Annotated in this window: 23 protein-coding genes and 1 tRNA gene; 16 read left to right on the forward strand and 8 right to left on the reverse strand. The window is 39.3% G+C overall.

Annotated features, from left to right (window positions below):
- The first annotated feature begins 47 nt into the window (after positions 1-47).
- The 7 genes from rnpA to arsB all read left to right on the forward strand — a co-directional run bounded on the left by rnpA (position 48) and on the right by arsB (position 5,675).
- Complete coding sequence (gene rnpA, locus NMS_RS03940) at positions 48-428, forward strand: ribonuclease P protein component (RefSeq protein ID WP_041495517.1); 381 nt, start codon at positions 48-50, stop codon at positions 426-428.
- Positions 429-498: 70 nt separating this feature from the next.
- Positions 499-2,145 carry a S41 family peptidase gene (locus NMS_RS03945; protein ID WP_041495519.1) on the forward strand — a complete coding sequence of 549 codons (1,647 nt, stop codon included), beginning with the start codon at positions 499-501 and terminating at the stop codon, positions 2,143-2,145.
- Positions 2,145-3,158, forward strand: a complete 1,014-nt coding sequence (locus tag NMS_RS03950; protein WP_041495520.1) for an OmpA family protein — start codon at positions 2,145-2,147, stop codon at positions 3,156-3,158. Before NMS_RS03945 ends, NMS_RS03950 begins: the two co-directional genes overlap by 1 nt.
- A gap of 42 nt (positions 3,159-3,200) precedes the next feature.
- Positions 3,201-3,533, forward strand: coding sequence for an ArsR/SmtB family transcription factor (locus tag NMS_RS03955; RefSeq protein WP_041495521.1), 333 nt, complete (start codon positions 3,201-3,203; stop codon positions 3,531-3,533).
- A gap of 9 nt (positions 3,534-3,542) precedes the next feature.
- Positions 3,543-4,010 carry a DUF6428 family protein gene (locus tag NMS_RS03960; protein WP_041495523.1) on the forward strand — a complete coding sequence of 156 codons (468 nt, stop codon included), beginning with the start codon at positions 3,543-3,545 and terminating at the stop codon, positions 4,008-4,010.
- A gap of 10 nt (positions 4,011-4,020) precedes the next feature.
- The gene (locus NMS_RS03965) at positions 4,021-4,629 is read left to right on the forward strand and encodes a low molecular weight phosphatase family protein (protein ID WP_041495524.1); all 609 of its coding nucleotides are present in this window, start codon (positions 4,021-4,023) and stop codon (positions 4,627-4,629) included.
- Complete coding sequence (gene arsB / locus NMS_RS03970) at positions 4,629-5,675, forward strand: ACR3 family arsenite efflux transporter (protein WP_041495525.1); 1,047 nt, start codon at positions 4,629-4,631, stop codon at positions 5,673-5,675. Before NMS_RS03965 ends, arsB begins: the two co-directional genes overlap by 1 nt.
- Before the next feature lie 126 nt (positions 5,676-5,801).
- Here arsB and NMS_RS03975 read toward each other — a convergent pair whose 3' ends face one another.
- From NMS_RS03975 to rpiB, 3 genes are all read right to left on the reverse strand, one after another.
- Positions 5,802-6,245, reverse strand: a complete 444-nt coding sequence (locus tag NMS_RS03975) for a GNAT family N-acetyltransferase (RefSeq protein ID WP_041495526.1) — start codon at positions 6,243-6,245, stop codon at positions 5,802-5,804.
- A gap of 3 nt (positions 6,246-6,248) precedes the next feature.
- Entirely contained in the window at positions 6,249-6,509 is a 261-nt protein-coding gene (locus NMS_RS03980; RefSeq protein ID WP_041495527.1) for a hypothetical protein, read from the reverse strand.
- 314 nt (positions 6,510-6,823) lie between these two features.
- Positions 6,824-7,255, reverse strand: coding sequence for a ribose 5-phosphate isomerase B (rpiB, locus tag NMS_RS03985; RefSeq protein WP_041495529.1), 432 nt, complete (start codon positions 7,253-7,255; stop codon positions 6,824-6,826).
- An 832-nt stretch (positions 7,256-8,087) separates the two neighbouring features.
- Here rpiB and rnr point away from each other — a divergent pair.
- The 4 genes from rnr (at position 8,088) to NMS_RS04005 (ending at position 12,639) form a co-directional block, all read left to right on the forward strand.
- On the forward strand, positions 8,088-10,289 hold the full coding sequence (rnr, locus tag NMS_RS03990) for a ribonuclease R (RefSeq protein ID WP_041495531.1): 2,202 nt from the start codon (positions 8,088-8,090) through the stop codon (positions 10,287-10,289).
- Positions 10,290-10,466: 177 nt separating this feature from the next.
- Positions 10,467-10,904 carry a DUF6265 family protein gene (locus NMS_RS03995; protein WP_052476690.1) on the forward strand — a complete coding sequence of 146 codons (438 nt, stop codon included), beginning with the start codon at positions 10,467-10,469 and terminating at the stop codon, positions 10,902-10,904.
- Between the two features lie 92 nt (positions 10,905-10,996).
- Positions 10,997-11,668, forward strand: coding sequence for a head GIN domain-containing protein (locus tag NMS_RS04000; RefSeq protein ID WP_041495532.1), 672 nt, complete (start codon positions 10,997-10,999; stop codon positions 11,666-11,668).
- A 77-nt stretch (positions 11,669-11,745) separates the two neighbouring features.
- Positions 11,746-12,639, forward strand: a complete 894-nt coding sequence (locus NMS_RS04005) for a LysE family translocator (protein WP_084217601.1) — start codon at positions 11,746-11,748, stop codon at positions 12,637-12,639.
- Between the two features lie 18 nt (positions 12,640-12,657).
- Here the strand turns inward: NMS_RS04005 and NMS_RS04010 are convergent.
- Both NMS_RS04010 and folB read right to left on the reverse strand, forming a co-directional pair.
- Positions 12,658-12,728 (reverse strand) — tRNA-Cys (locus tag NMS_RS04010).
- A gap of 82 nt (positions 12,729-12,810) precedes the next feature.
- Positions 12,811-13,167, reverse strand: coding sequence for a dihydroneopterin aldolase (gene folB, locus NMS_RS04015; RefSeq protein ID WP_041495534.1), 357 nt, complete (start codon positions 13,165-13,167; stop codon positions 12,811-12,813).
- A gap of 71 nt (positions 13,168-13,238) precedes the next feature.
- On the opposite strand from folB, the gene NMS_RS04020 reads away from it, so the two are divergent.
- The 4 genes from NMS_RS04020 (at position 13,239) to NMS_RS13815 (ending at position 16,199) form a co-directional block, all read left to right on the forward strand.
- The gene (locus tag NMS_RS04020) at positions 13,239-14,924 is read left to right on the forward strand and encodes a glutamine--tRNA ligase/YqeY domain fusion protein (RefSeq protein WP_041495535.1); all 1,686 of its coding nucleotides are present in this window, start codon (positions 13,239-13,241) and stop codon (positions 14,922-14,924) included.
- Between the two features lie 272 nt (positions 14,925-15,196).
- Positions 15,197-15,574: a YtxH domain-containing protein gene (locus NMS_RS04025; RefSeq protein ID WP_041495536.1), complete on the forward strand. Its 378-nt coding sequence runs from the start codon at positions 15,197-15,199 to the stop codon at positions 15,572-15,574.
- A gap of 9 nt (positions 15,575-15,583) precedes the next feature.
- Complete coding sequence (locus tag NMS_RS04030) at positions 15,584-16,018, forward strand: phage holin family protein (protein WP_070097865.1); 435 nt, start codon at positions 15,584-15,586, stop codon at positions 16,016-16,018.
- Positions 15,993-16,199 (forward strand): DUF6327 family protein, encoded by a 207-nt coding sequence (locus tag NMS_RS13815; RefSeq protein WP_148311329.1) that lies wholly within the window; start codon positions 15,993-15,995, stop codon positions 16,197-16,199. Before NMS_RS04030 ends, NMS_RS13815 begins: the two co-directional genes overlap by 26 nt.
- Before the next feature lie 77 nt (positions 16,200-16,276).
- On the opposite strand, the gene NMS_RS04035 is transcribed toward NMS_RS13815, so the two are convergent.
- On the reverse strand, positions 16,277-17,263 hold the full coding sequence (locus NMS_RS04035) for an SPFH domain-containing protein (protein WP_041495537.1): 987 nt from the start codon (positions 17,261-17,263) through the stop codon (positions 16,277-16,279).
- Between the two features lie 69 nt (positions 17,264-17,332).
- Here NMS_RS04035 and NMS_RS04040 point away from each other — a divergent pair, with 69 nt between their 5' ends.
- Entirely contained in the window at positions 17,333-17,965 is a 633-nt protein-coding gene (locus tag NMS_RS04040; protein ID WP_041495538.1) for a hypothetical protein, read from the forward strand.
- Here the strand turns inward: NMS_RS04040 and gltX are convergent.
- Both gltX and NMS_RS04050 read right to left on the reverse strand, forming a co-directional pair.
- Positions 17,962-19,476 carry a glutamate--tRNA ligase gene (gene gltX, locus NMS_RS04045; protein ID WP_041495539.1) on the reverse strand — a complete coding sequence of 505 codons (1,515 nt, stop codon included), beginning with the start codon at positions 19,474-19,476 and terminating at the stop codon, positions 17,962-17,964. The genes NMS_RS04040 and gltX overlap by 4 nt on opposite strands.
- Positions 19,477-19,542: 66 nt before the next feature.
- Positions 19,543-20,598: an alkane 1-monooxygenase gene (locus NMS_RS04050; protein WP_041495540.1), complete on the reverse strand. Its 1,056-nt coding sequence runs from the start codon at positions 20,596-20,598 to the stop codon at positions 19,543-19,545.
- Positions 20,599-20,738 lie beyond the last annotated feature (140 nt).

The raw sequence follows: 20,738 nt of genomic DNA on the forward strand, positions 1-20,738 counted from the left end.
TTGTTTAGGAGCCCTTGATAAACAGTTAACTCCAGTATCTTTGCCTTATGGAGTTCACACTGGGCAAAGACAAAAAATTAAAGAGTAAGAAAGCTATTGATCAGCTTTTTGTAAGTGGCTTGTCCATACGCAAGGGTGCACTGCGACTCAAGTATACAGCAGTGGAAGGTGAAGAGAATCACAAAGTGGGTTTCAGTGTTCCTAAGCGATTTTTTAAGCGCGCGGTAGACCGCAACCATGTAAAAAGATTAATGCGCGAAGCCTATAGATTGCATCAAAATGAAATAATTCCCCTAGAAAATCAGTTCTATCATTTCATGTGGATCTATCAATCGAATAAGATGCCGGATTACGACCACGCGGAACGATTAATGAACGCGGTAATTCAGCAGTTGCAAAAGTCAACTCCCAATCTACAAGAGGAATAATAACCCTATGAAAACCAGTGTTTCATAGACTTCGTTATATTTATATTAACATTTCAGAAAGCAGTGCCGCATGACACCTTCTAACGTAAACTTCAAACGACAAATTCTAGTACCTATTCTGGGTGCGGTATTCTTCTTTTCACTTGCCAGTTTCAAAAATGATTTTTTTGAAATCGCTAAGCAAATTGAGATTTTTACAGAGATGTATAAGCAGCTGAACATGAACTATGTGGATGAAACCAATCCGGCACACCTTATGGACAATGCCATTGAGGGCATGTTGTCCGATCTTGATCCCTATACCACTTTCTGGACAGAGCAAGAAGTAGAGCGTGCCAAAATTAATTCTCGTGGCGAGTTCACAGGTATAGGAGCTAACGTCAGCACCAGAGCAGATAAGCTCATCATTCTTGAACCCTGGAAAGATTATCCAGCAGATAAAGCAGGACTCAAAGCAGGGGATGAAATCATCCAGATCGATGGAACCAACATTTCTGACTACAATGAAAATGCTGGAGAATTGCTGCAAGGATCTGCAGGGACTGAAGTTACCGTGACCTACATGCGTCAAGGAAAGCAAAATAAAGCCACCTTAAAACGTGCTGCAGTAGAAATACAAGCAGTCCCGTTCTTTGATATGGCAACGCCTGATATAGGTTACGTTATTCTTTCAAAATTCAACGAGAAAGCCTCTCGAGAAACTAAGGAAGCCATCAAACAGTTAAAGGAGCGAGGAGCCAAAAAGATAATCCTAGACCTGCGTGGCAATCCTGGAGGATTGCTTAGTGAGGCGGTAAATGTTTCCAACCTTTTTATAGAAAAAGATAAGCTGATCACCAGCACTCAATCTACCGTTGAAAAGTTCAACAAGACTTATTTGACACCACGAAATGCATATGATGCAGACATCCCACTAGCGGTTTTGATCAATGGTCGCAGCGCTAGTGCCAGCGAGATTGTGAGCGGTAGTATTCAAGATTATGATCGTGGTGTGGTTATTGGCGCTAGGAGTTTTGGGAAAGGCCTGGTACAGCGCCCTAGAGAGCTGAGTTATGGAACTCAAGTGAAGATTACCATATCTAGATATTACACGCCTAGCGGGCGTTGTATACAGGCTTTGGATTATTGGAACCGGGATGAAGATGGAAATGCCGTACGTACTCGCAAGGAGGACTATAAAGCATTTAAAACAATCAACAGTGCGCGCACCGTGTTTGATGGCGGTGGGGTAGATCCAGACATAAAACTAGCCAGTGCAGCCTACTCTCCTATTACCACTTCATTGTTACGGGAGAATGCGATTTTTGATTATGCCACACAGTATTATTACAAGCACCAGTATGCAGATTTAGATAAAATTCAATTGACTGATGCAGACTTCAATGCATTTGTAGCGTGGATTGAATCTCGTGGATTTGATTTTGATACGGTTACGGAATCCGCTTTCGCGAAAGCGTACCTATCTGCCGTGAATGAAGAGCTCGACGATGATATTGCAACCAGCTATAAGGGCATGATGCAGGCCATCCAAAATGCTAAGAAGAAAGATATGCGCGACAAAAAAGCGGAAATCATGAGTCTGCTTACTGATGAAATTGTAAAACGTTATTTCTATCGTGAAGGTTTGTATAAGTACCAACTTAAATACAATCCTGAAATTCAGGCCGCTATCAAAGTACTCAACAATCCCGCAGAATATCGCAAAATCCTAAGCTGATGAAGTCTTTTGCCACACTTGTATTCACTATTTGCTTTGTGGCAATCAGCTCGGCTCAATTGACGGTCGAGCATAGTATTTACTTTGACCTGGATAAATACAGTTTAAAGCAAAGTGAATTAGACGCTTTTGATGCTTTTTTTAAGGATTTGCTTTATTTACCCATTTTAGATGTAGAAATACTAGGCTATTGTGACGATCGTGGAACCATTGAATACAATCAAAAACTATCTGAAAACCGAGTGGAAACTGTGGCCATGTGGCTGCTGGATCATGACATCAACCTTATGAATATTTATAAGGAAGTAGCTGGTAAGGGTGAGGTTGCTCTTGATAAAAACAGTGCACAATACAATCTCATCCAGGCAAGAGCTCAAAATAGAAGAGTGGATGTACGCTTTAGACTGGAAGAACCTGCGGCAAGCCGGCTGGCCATTCCTACCTTACTCAAAAAAGACTTGACTGCTGAACAACGCAAGGTCATTCCAGAATATGAGGAAAAAGTCATTTACCAAGTGCGTAAAAAATCTAATAGTGATGAACTGATCCCAATTGAGGATTTAGATGAATACATTTATGTACCAACAAGTATCAGCCCTCCTGTAAATAACCTAGAAGAACCTTTTAAATCATTATTGCGCAAGAATATTTCTTCAGGAGAGACGATCATTTTAGAAGATATACATTTCTTGAGAGGGCGTTCGACCTTGAATCCGGAGTCCATTCCCTTAGTTAAAAGAGTCATTGAAATATTACAAGCGAGACCTAATGTTCACTTTGAAATTCATGGCCATGTATGTTGTATCGATCCTAGATTTGAAGATGCGTTAGATCGCAATACTATGAGATCGGACCTTTCCTATGCCAGAGCTAAATTGATTTATAGGATTTTATTAGAGTATCAAATTGAGCCTCAACGTATGGCTTACCGCGGTTTTGGGAGGACAAAGCCTTTGGGCGGCACTGACCAAGAAGATCGAAGGGTAGAATTGTACATCACAAAAGTAGAATAAAAGTTTTTATTTGTTCTTATTCATCGTAATATTGCGATGAATATGGGACTGACTAAAAATGAAATTTTTACGGATGAGATCAATGCGGTTTCCGCTTTCGCGAAAGCGATAGGCCACCCAGCTCGATTGATCATCATCAAATACTTACTACAACGAGAAACTTGCGTTTGTGGCGATCTGGTAAAAGAAATTGGACTGGCACAACCTACCATTTCACAGCACCTAAAGGCCTTGAAAGAAGCAGGTATCGTGCAAGGAACGGTAGAAGGAACCAGTACTTGTTATTGTATCAATACCGCACACTGGAACGCTATGAATACCAAATTGCAAAGTCACCTAAAACCTGTTCCAAACGATTCTAAAAACTGCTGTTAAACAACACTTATGAAACTATCTGAATTTATAGACCAACTTGCCACCATGGACAAAATCTCCTTCCAACTGGAAGATGGATCAGCCGTTCCCTCACATTTTCACGTGACTGAAGTGGGTAAAGTGCACCGCCATTTTATCGATTGCGGTGGTAAGGAAAGAGAAGAAACTGTAGTGAATTTTCAACTTTGGAATGCAGATGATTACGATCACCGCCTGCACCCTGAAAAATTACAGCACATCATTGAGTTGTCTCAAGAAAAACTACAGCTTCCAGATTCCGAAATTGAGGTGGAGTACCAAACTGAAACCATCGGTAAATTTGGAATTACTTATAAAGATGATGCTTTTGTTTTAACCACAAAGCAAACCGCTTGTCTTGCCGAAGATGCTTGTGGCATTCCAGAGAAAAAACCGCGTCTCAAAATTTCTTCCCTATCATCTACCAACTCGTGCGCACCAGGATCTGGTTGTTGCTAATTTTCTTCTCATGCATAAAAAATTAAACGATTATATAGACGCTCTAGACGTTTCTCAAGTAACCGAATCTAGGAAGCAGGTTTTAAAAGTCCTGACTGATTTTATTCAATCTAAAGTAGGAGCAGAACAACCCATTCACCTCAATTTTATTTGTACCCATAACTCCAGACGTAGTCATTTAGGCCAAGTCTGGTCAACGGCGATGGCCAGTTATTTCAACATTCCAGAGGTACTCACATATTCAGGAGGTACTGAAACCACTGCGGTTTTCCCGATGATCATTGATACTCTAGAATACCAAGGTTTTGAGGTAGAATCTCTGGACGATACAGATAACCCTATTTACAGCGTTGGTTATGCAGAAGAAGAAGCTTTGTACCTCTTTTCTAAAAAATACGATGATGAAAGCAATCCAGAAAGCGACTTTGCCGCCATCATGACCTGCTCTCAAGCTGATGAAAATTGTCCATTTATTGCTGGAGCTGAGAAACGCATTGCAATTACCTATGAAGATCCTAAAATCGCTGATGGTAGGGATGACCAACAAAAAGTCTATCTGGAACGCAGTGCCCAAATCGCAACTGAAATGAAGTATGTGTTCTCAAAAGTAACTGTCTAATGGCTATCAAAAAACTTGGCTTTCTCAACCAATACTTGACGCTTTGGATTTTTATAGCGATGGCATTGGGAGTCGCTATAGGTTATTTTAATCCTAACATAGGAACCACTATCAATAGTATGAGTAGCGGTTCTACAAACATTCCTATAGCAATTGGATTGATTCTTATGATGTACCCGCCTCTCGCCAAAGCAGATTACAAACTCCTCCCTAAGGTTTTTAAAAACACCAAGGTTCTAAGTATTTCCCTATTACTCAATTGGGTCATTGGACCTGTCCTGATGTTTGCGCTGGCCTTGATTTTCCTTCAAGATCATCCAGAATATATGGTAGGACTGATTCTCATAGGTCTTGCTCGTTGTATTGCCATGGTTCTGGTATGGAACGATCTCGCTGATGGCTCTCCTGAATACGGTGCTGGACTCGTAGCCCTCAACAGTGTCTTTCAAGTTTTTGCCTATTCCTTCTACGCCTGGCTATTCATAACAGTATTGCCTCCCTACTTTGGGTTTGACGGTGCTATTGTTGATATTTCAATCAGTACCATTGCTGAAAGTGTCGCTATTTATTTAGGTATCCCGTTTATCATGGGGATTATGAGTCGTTACTTTCTAGTGAAGTCCCAAGGGAAAAACTGGTATGAAAATGTTTTCTTACCCGCTATTTCTCCCATCACATTAGTGGCGTTGTTATTAACGATTGTGTTGATGTTTTCTTTGAAAGGGGAACTCATAGTAGAGATCCCACAAGATGTTTTATTGATTGCGATACCATTATTGATCTACTTTTTTGTGATGTTTTTAATTGGTTTCTTCATCAGCAAGGCGCGCGGAGCCAGTTATAGCGAGAATGCTGCTATTGCCTTTACAGCTGCTGGGAATAATTTTGAATTGGCTATCGCGGTCGCAATTGCGGTATTCGGTCTCAATTCTGGTCAAGCGTTTACAGGAGTGATAGGACCATTAGTAGAAGTTCCAGCGCTGATTTTATTGGTGAGAGTTTCTTTTTGGCTTAAAAAAAGATACTATCCAGCTGCAAACACTTAAATTTTTCAGGAGCCAAATTCAATTACCTTCGAGTCTTGTTTACCTTCGATCAGCATAATAGTACGTACGTTATAGCTTTTGAAATAAACAAGACTTTTGTGTCTGATTGTCTTCTGGCAATTAATGCTAGCGGCACTCAGCAATCATTTCCATGTGGGGAATTCCGTCTTCTAGGTATTCTTTTCCGGTTTCTACAAAGCCCAAGTCATTGTAGAATTTCTTGAGGTAACATTGTGCAGATATTTTTATGGGTCGTTTCGCTTTCGCGAAAGCGAACTTCATACTAGCTTCCATAATCTGTTTGCCGTAGTCCTTTCTACGTGATTTTGGACTTACTACAACGCGACCTATACTGGACATATCAAAATAATCTCCAGCTTTAAACACACGGGTATATGCGGCAAGATGATCGCCTTCATAACCTAAAACATGCATTGCTTTTTGATCTTTTCCATCAATATCCTGATATACACAATCTTGTTCCACAACGAAAACTTCACTGCGCAACTGGAGTAGAAAATACAATTGAGAAGTGGTAAGCTCGTCAAATTTTTTAAGAATTATATCCATAGATTAGAAGCGTTTTGGAACGTTTTTAGGCTGTGGTGGTTTGATGCCTATACGTATATCAGTGATGATTTTCTCTAGCATATTACCAAAATCTTCTTCTCCCTTGGCCATCAATTCTTGACGCACACGATCTAGATCTTCTAGAGTTTCTTCTTTCTCATCCTCATCATACAACTCCAACTCCCGCCAGATTTCCATGAGTTTTTTCTCAGGATGCACTGCAGTACGCAGCTGGTGAATGATAATAGAAGCTTCTTTTTTCATAATAGTTCTTATCGAGAATCAGTCGGTAGTGGGTGTTACCGCTTACGATACTCTAGGGATTTCAAATTGTCCTGTAAAAGGGTTTCCTTTTCACTCTTATAGCAAGTTAACCTAGTAACGACTCCGTCAAGCTGAGTCAAACTCAAATTTTTATACGCTGGCGACTTTATTTTCTTATTCCATTTGTCACCCACAATGGTATCTAGAGAAATCCTCCAATAACAATGGTTATCAAATGATAATTTGGGGTAGATTTTTGGAAGCTCATTACCTAATTCAAAGTAACGACGTTCTAAATCATCCCGTTCCACAGGTTATGAACAGCTTATTTTTTTCACTCGTCCCTCATGTCTACCGCCTTCAAATGGAGTTTGAATGAAAGTTTCTACCATAGCCACTGCCTGCGGTATAGATGTGAATCGTGCAGGTATACATAGAATGTTAGCATCATTATGTTGACGCGCTAGTCCTGCAATTTCTTTAGTCCAGCAAACTGCACCGCGTACCTGTTCGTACTTATTAACAGTCATGGAAACACCTTGTGCACTGCCGCAAATAACTATAGCTAGGTCTGCTTTGCCTTTCACTATATCTTGCGCTACAGGATGTGCGAAATCTGGATAATCCACACTGTTTTCTGTATCTGTACCGTGATTAGTGATTTGGTGTCCTTGATCTTCTAAAAATTTGACAATAGCAAACTTATAATCTGGACCTGCGTGATCATTACCTATAGATATGTTCATTTCTCTGGTTTTGTTTACAAAAATACACTTAGTAAAGCGATCCTCTAGTTATTAACAACATCACTTTTTGAAGTTAGGATAAGCGTGTTATAGTTTGTTAAGAACATCTTAAAGAAAGTTCTAGGAATATTCGATTTAAAAAGCATATGGAAATTAAGAACTAAAGAACCTAAATATAACTCAGCGATTTTCTAGCGAGTTTTCAGAAGCCAAGTGACAGTAATTAACAATGAAATTGATACCCACTTTTAAACATTATCCTGTGAAGACTGTTTATTGACAATTGTGTCTAGAATATCTTAAGTATTTATAAATGAATATTCTAAGTATAATATAAGATGTGTATAACCTATAATAAGTTGAGATAAGTGACAATAACTAACTCTGGTTTGTTTTAATATACCGCTATGCACACTACATCATCATCATCATTATTTTTTTAATTAATTAGAAAAAGAACATATGATATATATAACTGTTGATAACAGAAATAAAATTTAAAAGATTCGAATAGAAAAATCATCCAGTGTTTGCTGGATAAAGCTAAGCTTTAAAAAAGATAGGATTATTAAAGGAGTCTAAGGCTCCAATAGTAGAAAGCGCATACACCTAAGAGAAGTATCCCCACAAAACATAGTATCACTACATTCGAGACGGTAAAAGGATTTTTGACTCTCATAAGTTCTATGACTTCCTTTATAAGGAAAGGTTTAACAAATATATTGAATTTTCTAAATGAATTGTTAATTTAAGGTAAAGCCTATATCATTTAAAAGGGCTTTAAGAACTTGTTGCAACTGTGGCAATTTGAATATGTTAACTTTACTGCCGTATGAATAACAAGAAGAACAAAGAGGGTAAGACGAAGCATCAAAACCTTACTCAAGCCATTATCAACGTTTTTAAGGCAGAACAAGACACCGCTCTCAACTATAAACAGATATGTGCCAAGCTAAATATAAGAGATACCAGTGGTCGCAATCAAGTGATTAAAAAACTACACCAACTCAAGGCTAAGGCTAAAATTGAAGAGGTCGATCGCGGTAAATTCAAGTTGATTAAAGCTATTGATCACTATACAGGTAAGATCGATATCAGTTCTAGAGGTACAGGCTACGTGATTACTAATGAGCTCCAAGAAGATATTATGGTGCCTCGCAAATCCTTAGGTCAAGCGCTTAATGGTGATGAAGTAGAGGTGTATGTATACCATCGCCGTCGCGGACAGCAGCCAGAAGGTGAGATTACTAAAGTGATCAAGCGCAACAAGACAGAGTTTGTAGGAACCATTCAAGTTCATGAGAAATTTGCCTTTGTAAACGTCACAGATCATAAAGTACAGACTGATTTTTTCATTCCTAGAAAAATGATCAATGGAGCTAAAGATGGTCAAGTTGTGCTCGTTGAATTTATTGATTGGAATGACAAGCAAGATTCTCCAACGGGTTCGATTAAGGCAATCTTGGGTGAACCAGGCGAGCACGACACTGAAATCCATGCCATTCTTGCTCAATATGGTTTACCATATGAATTTCCAGCAGCAGTAGAAAAACATGCAGAAAGTCTAGATACAAGTATCACAGATAAAGACATCTCTTCCAGGCGCGACATGCGTGATACACTTACGTATACCATTGACCCTGCAGATGCTAAGGATTTTGATGATGCCTTATCCTTCAAAAAGTTAGAAAACGGGAAATATGAAATAGGAATTCATATTGCAGACGTTTCGCATTACGTCAAACCTAATACTGTTTTAGAAAGCGAGGCTTACGAGCGGGCAACTTCCGTTTATTTGGTGGATCGCGTGGTGCCTATGCTGCCAGAGGTACTTTCAAATGGAGTGTGTTCTTTGAATCCGCATGAGGATAAGTTGACATTTTCAGCAATTTTTGAGATGGATGCTTCAGGAAAAGTGTACAAAGAATGGTTCGGTCGTACGATTATTCATTCTGATCAGCGATTTGCTTATGAAGAAGCGCAACACATCATTGAAACTGGTGAAGGTGTGATACCTGAGGATATTTCGCTTTCGCGAAAGCGAACCACCATCAATCCTGAAATAGTTGAAGCGACCTTGACTTTAGATAAGATTGCAAAAAAAATGCGTGCCGATCGTATGAAAGCGGGTGCGTTGAGTTTTGATAAAACGGAAGTCAAATTTGACCTGAATGAAGACAGTGAGCCGGTAGGTGTATTCTTTAAAACTTCAAAAGATGCCAACAAACTCATTGAAGAATTTATGTTGCTGGCAAACCGTAAAGTAGCCGCCTTTATAGGAAAACGCAATCCTAAACAAACTTTTGTCTACCGTATCCATGCGGAACCTAATGATGAAAAACTAACAGCACTTGCTCAATTTGTTACGAGATTTGGTCGTCGTTTAGACCTACGTGATCGCAATACCATCACTCAATCTTTGAATAAATTATTAGAAGATGTCAAAGGCTCTAAGGAGCAAAATATGATTGATACTCTTGCAATTAGAACCATGTCTAAAGCGGAATATTCTACTGAAAACATAGGTCATTACGGTCTTGCTTTTGATTATTATTCCCACTTTACGAGTCCTATACGACGTTATCCAGATGTCATGGTTCATCGTTTGTTGCAGCATTATCTTGATGGAGGAAAATCTGTAAACGAAGAAGAATACATGGAAAAATGTGTACACTCGACAGATATGGAAATTCTTGCTACAAGAGCAGAGCGGGATTCTATCAAATATATGCAGGTTAAATACATGAAAGACCATGCAGATGAACAGTTCCTTGGTGTAATATCAGGAGCTACAGATTGGGGTATTTATGTAGAAATCATCGCAAACAAGTGTGAAGGAATGATACGTTTAGGTGATCTAGATGATGATTCTTACGAGTATGTAGAGGAAGAATTTGCCGTGGTGGGCCGTAAAACGAAAAACACGTATCGCTTAGGAGATGAGGTATACGTCAAAGTAAAAAATGCAGATTTAGTGAAAAAACATCTGGATTTCTGGATGGTGGGAGCTAAAGAAAAAGTAGAAAATAGCTAGATAATTTTTGAAAACGAAAGTTTGCAACACCTGTCAGCAGGAGCATACCACGCTTTATAGAATTCAAATAATAAAGGGTGGTGAGTGGATATTTTGCTGTAAAAACTGTACTGAGCTGCATCAAAAGTTACCAGATTATCGCTACGGTGGTAGCTGGAAAGGGTCTAGGCATTGATTATGAAATATATTTTCTTTCTTTTATTGCTTTTGGTTTCCTGCAAACCTACATCATCAATCGATGAAGGTTCTTTAGATTGGATTTTAGGAGACTGGAAACGGGTAGATGATAAAGTTGGTCAGCAAACTTTTGAAAATTGGCAGAAAAGTACGGACGACTCTTACCAGGGTTTTGGTTACACCTTGAAAGCTGGAGATACCGTTTTCAAGGAATACATGCGATTGTATAAGGATAGTACATGGATTCTAGAGGTAAGTGGAGTCAATGATTCATCTGTGTCATTTCAAATGACTGATATAACGCCTAACAGTTTTACAGTGGAGAACTCTCAACATGATTTTCCTACGAAGATCAAATACTGGATAAATGATGATTCTCTTAAGGCTTATGTTAGTAATGTTGAGATGCGATTAGATTTCAGCTTTGTCAAGCAATAATTCTAATTATACCTTGTTTTCCTATCGATTCTAAGAGTGTTACTGTAACAATCTGTTATAAAATGCATCCTTAGAAAAATAAACCCGTTCCCATGAAACAAATTAGCCTTCTAGTAACACTTTTATTTGTATTAATGCTTTCTGCCCAGGAAGACAGAGAAGTTACCATTGATAGATTCCATACCATAAAAACATTTGATTTAATCAAGGTTAAGATGATCAAGTCTGATGTCAATAAATTAGAAATTAAGGGTAGAGATAGTGATGAAGTGGAATATGTTTTCAAGGATGGTTTACTCAAACTGCGCATGGAAACAGATAAGATTTTTGATGGAGCCAGTACGTATATCACAGTCTATCATACAGATGTTAAAACCATTGATGCAAATGAAGGATCAGTCATTTATGCAGATGATGTTTCAGGACAAGACTCTATCGAATTCAGGGTACAAGAAGGAGCAAAAATCATTGCAGGACTTGATATGAATCGTGTAGAAGTACGTGCTGTTACTGGTGGTATTATAGAGTTAGCAGGTAAGGTTATTTATCAAGAAGTAACTGTAAATACTGGCGGTATTGTAGAAAACGGAGACTTAAGAAGTGAAAATACGGATGTGACTGTTCAGGCTGGAGGTGAAGTCGTAGTTTATGCGTCAAAATCTGTAGATGTCACGGTACGTGCTGGTGGAGAAGTCCTTGTGTTAGGAAATCCTAAAAATATACAGAAGAAAACCACATTAGGTGGTGATATCACCATTCGCTAGTACGCGTTACAGCTTACTTGTAAGAAAGTTTAGACGCTATTGCATACCTTTGGAATTCTAGCCCCATTGATTATTGCATGGTAGAAGACATCATTAGCGCCATACCCTTAGGGTTTGTTATAGCATTCCTAATAGGTCCCGTATTTTTTGCTTTGTTGGAAACCAGTGCCATTAAAGGCTTCCGGGCAGCAATAGCATTTGATATGGGTGTTATCATCGCAGACGTTATCTTTTTAATGGTGGCGTATTTTATGACTTCCGCAATTTTAGTGAAGTTAAAAGATGATCCAGGACTTTTCATTTTTGGTGGAGGTATTCTAGCAGCTTATGGTGTTATCTCTTTCGTACAAACTCGTAAATCCTATCTCAAAGAAGTAGATCCTAACGTTTTAATTGTACAAAACAACAACTACTTCAAGCTGTTCATTAAAGGTTTCTTACTCAATTTCATTAACGTTGGAGTTTTGGGTTTTTGGCTAGGATTGATCGTAGTTTTTAGCCCGCAGATGGAGAACAATGGAAACCGAATATTGATTTTCTTTTCCGCCACCTTACTGACCTATTTTATTGTAGATATTTTTAAAATTATTCTTGCAAAAAGCCTGAACAGATACCTAACTCCTAAACGTATTTTCTGGCTTAAGAGATTGATTGCAGTCATTATGATGGTGTGTGGTGGAGTACTTATTTTTAAAGGATTATTTCCTAAAACAACCGAACGTTTTGAGAATCGAATACACATCATGCCTGAGCTAGTCGACCCTAATGAACTAGAAGGAGTAGAGAAGATGATCATCGATGAGATGAATAAGGACAATCAGTCAGATCAAGAGAGGCAGCCGAAGCCTGTCAAAAGGAGTGTTCCTAAAATAGTTCCTACAGACCAAGGGAATAAACCTGAAATTGATCTGGAAGAGGAAGACGAGATTCTAAAACTGATAGATACAACAAAACAAAATCCCTTGCCATAGACAAGGGATTTTTTAAAGAGGCGTCAAGCGGATTCGAACCGCTGTACAAGGTTTTGCAGACCTTTGCCTAGCCACTCGGCCATGACGCCCTAATTATTAGGAATGCAAAAGTAGTAAATTATAAAGCTTTACCACGATAGCAACCACTAGATATTTTTGATGCAAGAGTCTTTATCTAGACTGAGACATTTGAATGGTCACTTTTTCAACGTCACCGCCCAGTGGTGGATTCAGTTTAGAAACCTTTACGGTAGCTTCTAGTACCATTTCCTCTTCTTTAAATATGCGATCTAGAATACGTTGAGCGACTTGTTCCAACAATTTTGAACGTATAGCCATTTCTTCCTTGATCACCTTGTTCAAATAAACGTAGTCCACGGTATCCTTTAGATCATCTGTTTTGGAACTCTTGGTCAAGTCGGTTGTTACTTCTAGATCCACACGATATTCACTACCTATAAGAGCTTCTTCATCCAGACAGCCGTGATTGGTATACACCCTAACGTTTTCAAGTAAAATTCTATGCATGCTGTAAAGATAGGTAGCACAAGGTTAGGAGTGAAATTAGCTTTAAATTTGATCCTTTAAATCAAGCTACCATGAGCGATAGTGTCAAGCGCAATAATTTTATAGAAGATATCATCGATGAAGATCTGGCAAATGGGCTGGATAAAAACAAACTTCGCTTTAGATTCCCACCAGAGCCTAATGGTTTTCTACACATAGGGCACGCAAGTGCTATTTGTTTGAATTTTGGTTTAGGTGAAAAGTATCAAAGACCAGTCAATTTAAGGTTTGATGATACAAACCCAGCTAAGGAAGAATCAAAATTTGTGGAGGCAATTCAGAATGATGTGGAATGGCTAGGTTACAAATGGGACAACTTATGCTATGCTTCAGATTATTTTCAACAGCTTTATGATTGGGCAGTTGAATTGATTAAGGATGGAAAGGCTTACGTGGACTCTCAATCCAGTGCTGAGATCGCAGAACAAAAAGGAACTCCAACGGAACCAGGCGTGGACAGCCCTTTTAGAAACAGAAATCAAGCAGAGAATCTAGCGATTTTTGAGGCGATGAAAAATGGCGAATTTGGTGAGTCAGAACATGTGTTGCGAGCTAAAATCGATATGAAATCAACGAATATGTTGATGCGTGACCCAATTATCTATAGAGTAGTAGATCGAGCACACCACCGTACAGGAACTGACTGGAAAATATACCCTATGTACGATTGGACCCATGGCGAAAGCGATTACATAGAGCAAATCACACATTCTTTTTGTACCCTAGAATTTTTACCACACCGGGAATTGTACAACTGGTTTCTAGATCAGATTGTAGATCCTGATAAAATCAGACCTAAGCAACGCGAGTTTGCTAGACGTAATGTATCACACACCGTGACTAGCAAGCGTAAACTGCAGCAATTAGTGGAAACAGGAGCTGTAAATGGTTGGGATGATCCTAGAATGACTACCATTTCAGGATTGAGGCGTCGAGGATACACAGCAGATGCCATAAAGAATTTTGCAGAGTCTGTTGGAATCGCGAGACGAGAAAACCTTGTAGACATGAATCACCTAGAGTTTCATTTGCGCGAGGACCTTAACAAAAAAGCAGACCGAGTCATGTGTGTACTTGACCCAGTTAAATTGGTTATCACAAATTATCCTGATGATGAGACAGAAATGCTGGAAGCAGAGAATAGTCAAGAGGATGAATCTCGCGGTTACAGAGAAGTACCATTCTCAAAAGAACTCTATATAGAACGAGAAGATTTCAAGGAAAGCGCTAACAAGAAATACTTCAGACTTTCCATAGGTAAAGAAGTTCGTCTTAAAAACGCCTATATCATAAAAGGTGAAGCTTGTATCAAGGATGCAGACGGGAACATTACAGAAATCCACGCCACTTACGATCCAGATTCCAAGAGTGGAAGTGGAACAGAAGCCAGCATGCGTCGTGTTAAAGGTACTTTACACTGGGTAAGTAAACCACATGCTCTTCCAGTTGAAGTGCGCTTGTATGATCGTTTATTTACAGTTCCCTCACCAGATACCGATAAGGAAAAAGAGTTTATGGAATTTGTGAACCCAGATTCTTTGACTACCATTACCGCTATGGCTGAGCCAGCAATGAAAAATTTGCAAATAGGAGAGACCGTTCAGTTTCAACGTTTAGGCTATTTCTGCGTGGATCCAGACACGACTGGCGATCACATGATCTTTAATCGTACGGTGACCTTGCGAGATACTTGGGCTAAAGTAGAGAATGCAGATTGATGCTTTGATAAGTTCGCTTTCGCGAAAGCGAACTAAACATCCATCCTCAAGGTAAGGCTAGAGGCATTCTGCTGCTAACCGCATCCTGCAAATTTATATATGGTGACAACCTGTTGTAAAATCAGTCAGGAATTAACATGTATTTATAAAAAATCTCAAAATTGGGAATGATTTAATAATAATCACTTGTAAGGTTAACGACGCATTAACGATAGCCGCTGGAGCTTCCTTTATCTTTGTTCTACAATTAATCAATAATTATTACATATAAAATGGCAAAGTCAGGAAACGCATTAGTAGCATTAGTAGCAGGAGCAGCAGTAGGTGCTGTAGCTGCATTGTTGTACGCCCCAGATAGTGGTGAAAAAACAAGAAAGAAATTAACAAAGCAAGCAAAGAAAACGCAAGCAGACATCGAGAAATCAACTCGTGAAACTTACAATAACCTGACCCACAAAGCGACGGAATTGAAAGGAACTGTAAGCGAGCGCATCGACAAAGCATTGTCAAGCGCATCTTACAAAGCAGACGATGCTATCGTAGCTTTAGAAGCAAAATTAGAGCAATTGCGTAACAAGAATTCTAAATTACAAAAACCAGAATCTGTAAGCGAGGCTGCAAAGACAGGGTCTGCTAAGGTTAACGTATAAATTTAAGATTTGAGCAAAAGCATCAAAGAAAACTTTGAAGACTTATCATTGACGGCTCAAAATTACATTGAGTCGTCAATTGCGTATTACCGTCTGGACTTTTTTAAGAAAAGTATGAAGGTAGCGATTGATAGTTCACACAAACTGATTCTTGCTTTTTTCCTTTTAATAGCGCTACTTTTTTTAAGTGTTGCTTTAAGTATCTACTTAGGTGACCTTGTAGGAAACCTTGCTTTAGGTTATATTATAGTTGGTCTTTTTTACATTGTAATTACGCTCTTATGTGCAGCTTTTTTAAAGCCTGTACTTAGAAAAATAATTTTAAGAAGAGCGAGTATATCTTATTTTAATGATGATAGCAAAAGATCTGTAGAAGAAGTGGTTAATACGGCACCAACTACAAAAACTGATACTAAAGATGAAGAGTTTGAAAGTTTACACTGATTTCGATCAAATAGATAGAGACCTCCAAATAATGAAATTGGAACGTCAGATTGACTTTGAGAAAATGAAGCTAGACGTAGCTGACGTGAAGAGAAGTTTATCTCCCTCACGTATGGTATCTAAAGCCTGGAACAGCGCAACAGATAGCGTATTGCGATCTGCTCAAAAGATATTAGGATAATACCTAGGAAATTATATGATACTAAAAAACGCCGATCTGGATGGATCGGCGTTTTTGTTTACCATAAGTGATGAGAATTAGACCTCATTGTCATCATAACCAGATGGAGGATCACCTCTTTGAGATCTTGGTTTAGGTTCAATACCTCTATCCTTATTCTCTTTCTTCATTTCTTCTCCTATACGTGCACTAGCGGTAAAGCTGGCGATCATGTTGTTCAACATATCACTACCTGCCTGTGGCGAGTTAGGCAATAAGATCAGGTTAGAATTTGTGTGTTCACCTATTGATTGTAAAGTATCGTAGTGTTGAGTAACGACAATAAGCGCGCTGGCCTCCTGAGAGTTGATACCTACATTGTTCAATACGTCTACAGATTCCTCGAGACCACGAGCGATCTCACGTCGCTGGTCTGCGATACCTTGTCCCTGTAAGCGCTTTGATTCGGCTTCTGCACGTGCTTTTGCGACAATCTTGATACGCTCTGCTTCTGCCTCGTATTCTGCAGCGGTTTTCTCGCGTTCTGAGGCATTAATACGGTTCATAGCTGCCTTAACCTGTACATCAGGATCAATGTCTGTTACAAGTGTTTTAATGATGTCATAACCGTAATCCATCATCGCTTCATTCAATTCACGCTTCACAGCGATTGCGATATCATCTTTTTTCTCAAAAACAAAGTCTAACTTCATTTTAGGAACCTCCGCACGTACCACGTCAAAAACGTAAGCGGTAATCTGATCGTGTGGATTTTGCAATCTGTAAAAAGCGTCGTAAACTTTCTCGCGACGCACCTGAAACTGAACAGAGATTTTAAGTCTTACGAATACGTCATCTTTTGTTTTAGTTTCTACAATGACGTCCAATTGCTGAATCTTCAAGTTGATCCGGCCAGCAACTTTATCAATTAAAGGAACTTTCAATTGAAGTCCAGAACTGCGGATGCTGGTAAATTTTCCAAAACGCTCTATAATAGCAGAGGTTTGTTGTTTCACGGTGAAGAATACACTAAAAAGAAGTACAAGCCCGATCAAAATTATGATCGGTATAATGAATAAGTCCATATTGAGTTATTTGAATTTAGGTTAAGATACGATGGATTAGTCTTAAGTTTACGAACTAAGTTACATTTCATGAAGTCCTACCTGCCCTTTATCTTCCTTGTTTTTGCCTTATTACAAACAAGTGCACAACGGTTTTCTGCAAACATCAATCGTTTAGGAATTGGTGCAGATGCCACGTTTTTACAATTGGAAAGCGATGCCATTCTCAGTCAAACCAGCACGGGTTTTGCCGCATATTTAGAAAGTAGGGGAGAGATGAGCCGCAGCTTTGATGTGATCTATTCCATTGGAATTTTCAACCACAATCTAGAACTGCAAGAGTTTGCTACAGACGAGACCATCGAAACAAATTTGCTAGGGGCTGAGGTCAAATTCCTATTTGCCTTCCGACCGCTAGGTAATGAATACTTGACTATAGAAGCAGGACCCGCATTGATGATCAATGGAGAGTTCAAGATCGATGAAGTAGATCAAAATAAATTTATAGGAAGCGATACGCCAATCGCTATCACAGAATTTGAAAAAACAACACTTATCAATCTCAATGGTGTTGCAGGATTATCTGCTGGAACAAATAACATTCGCCTGACGGCACACTATCATTACGCATTTTTTGATGCGCTCGATGGAATGGATACCACGGATAATGAACTAGAAGGGAAGTTGAGCTATTTAAGCGCTGGTGTTAGAGTCTATTTCTAACCTAATTTTTCAATAGCAAACTGGATACGACGTACCGTTTCTTGTTTACCTATTAAGCTAGCAATTTCAAATACATCAGGACCCATCAAGCTTCCTACTAAGGATAAACGCAATGGCATCATCACTTTACCAAAGCCCATTTCTTGTTCTTTAATCCAGCCTTTTACTGCATCGCTTAAACCTACAGCGCTGTCGTCTTCTGTTTTTTGGATCACTGCGATCATATTATTCATGATATCTGCTGTGTCCTCTTTCCAAGATTTAGAAGCTGCCTTTTCATCAAATTCTATCGGTGCAGTAAAGAAAAAGCCGGCGAGTTCGAACAAATCTTCTACGAACACAGCGCGTTCTTTTACGAGGCCTACGACAATGTTGACAAACTCTTCAGAGCCGTACTCAATGCCTTTGGCTTGTAACGCTTTCGCGAAAGCGGTACCCACCACAGCATCATCCTGTTGCACAAACCATTGCTGTTGGAACCATTTGGTTTTCTCCGGATCAAACTTAGCTCCTGAATTATTCACATGATCCAGTGAAAAAGACTGAACCAATTCATCCAAAGTGAAAATTTCTTGCTCGGTGCCAGGATTCCAACCCAGAAAGGCGAGCATGTTGACAACCGCTTCAGGCAAGTAGCCATCCTCGCGGTAACCGCTGCTTTTCTCACCATTTTCTGGATTCCATTCTAGAGGGAAAACAGGAAAACCCATTTTATCGCCATCACGTTTGCTCAATTTTCCTTTACCGGTAGGCTTTAGAATCAGTGGCAAGTGGGCAAATTTGGGCGCGTCCCAATTCAAACTTTCATACAAAAGAACGTGCAAAGCCATACTAGGCAACCATTCTTCACCGCGTATCACATGGGATATTTTCATCTCATGATCATCCACAATATTAGCCAGGTGATAGGTAGGCATCCCGTCACTTTTGAACAATACTTTGTCGTCTAATAAAGAAGTATCAATCTCAATCCCTTTACGGATTTCATCAAAAATGAAAAGAGTCTTGATCTCAGGTTTGAAACGAATGACATAATCATCCCCACGATCCATGCGTTCTTGAACTTCGCTCTCTGTCAAGGTCAAGGAGTTGGTGAAGTTCAACCGGTTGTGATGGTTGTAGATAAATGTTTCTTTATTGGCTTCTGCGTTCTCTCTTGCGGTAGCAAGCTCTTCAGGCGTATCAAAAGCATAATATGCAGCGCCATTTTCAATAAGTTGGAGTGCGTATTTTTTGTATCGGTTTTTACGCTCGCTTTGACGGTAGGGTCCGTAAACGCCATCTTTCCCTGGTCCTTCATCATAAGGGATGTTGCACCAGTTGAGAGACTCTACGATATAATCTTCTGCACCTTCTACATACCTGTTCTGATCCGTATCCTCTATACGAAGGATGAAGGTTCCGTTGTGCTTCTTGGCAAATAAATAATTAAATAAGGCAGTGCGTACACCACCTATATGTAATGGTCCCGTAGGACTAGGAGCAAATCTTACACGTACATCAGCACTCATATCTTGGTAATTTTTTGAGAGTGCAAAGATAGAATTTGAAATGTGAATAGGCTAAGAAGTTCTGTACTATACCGCCGTCTGTAATTCTACCATTTCTTGTGGAACATGCTTGTTGACAATGGAAAACCACAAAGGCGGTATGGTAGCGATAACCATCATGGTAGGATACCCATATGGCAGTTGCGGGCTTACGTCATGATAATCCAACACTTGGTATTTTTTACTTGCTCTAAAATGGTGATCGCTGTGCCGGGTCAATTCATAAAGTAAAATACGGCCTAAGGCATGATTGGAATTCCAACTGTGGACTTCTCGAACGACTTCATAACGACCAGATTTCTTCTGTTGACGTCTCAAGCCATAGTGCTCTAAATAGTTGATGATCTCTAAAAGAGAGAAACCAACTACAGCCACTGCAAGGGCGAGGCCTGCTGTTGCCCAAGAGAAGTAAAAACCTATTGCGAGTATATACGATAGTTGGATGACGGTGTACCAGAACATATCACTTTTTATGGCAAACCAAGAGCGACCAGCGGCCTTGTTCAACCGTTGCTGTATCGACCAGGCGCTGGTGTATTGTGTGCTCACAGATCGAGCCCAAAACGCATATAAATTCTCATTATAGCGGGCAGATGCAGGGTCGTCAGGAGTAGCAGCCTTCAAATGGTGACCATAATTATGCTCGATATAGAAATGCATATACAGGGAAGGTAACAAAAGCAATTTGCCCAAAAAGCGTTCCCAGGTTTCTTGACGGTGTCCTAATTCGTGTGCGACATTAATCCCATTACTTCCTGCTACGATTCCCAAAGAAAAGATCAGACCAATCACCTCATAGGTTTGAAAAGCAGAATTAGTGTAGGTGTAAAAACCATATATCAAAACTCCAAAAACAATAGGTACGTTGAGCCACAGCAGCACATCAAAAAATTTATTTTTCAATTTGCTTTCTCGTTGCTCTTCGTCCAGATTGGTTTTTAAAGAAGGCATCCAAAGCTCTAGTAAAGGCACTAATCCAAAAACGACCAAAGGAGTCAAGTAAAGCCATACGCCAGCATTGTAAATTCCTAAAAAACAAATGATAGGGACGAGATAAGCGGTAAGGTATTTGAGGTCTTTCATTATCAGAGGTTGTTATGCGTGAATATAGCAAATATCAAATTTTGATTAATCAAGCTTGTTCATCTAAATTATGAGATCTAATCGTTTCAATTTCAATATTTAAACATACTCCTTGTCAGTTGATTATGTCTTATTTAAAA

Origin of the sequence: Nonlabens marinus S1-08 (assembly GCF_000831385.1) — a bacterium.
Lineage (GTDB): Bacteria > Bacteroidota > Bacteroidia > Flavobacteriales > Flavobacteriaceae > Nonlabens > Nonlabens marinus.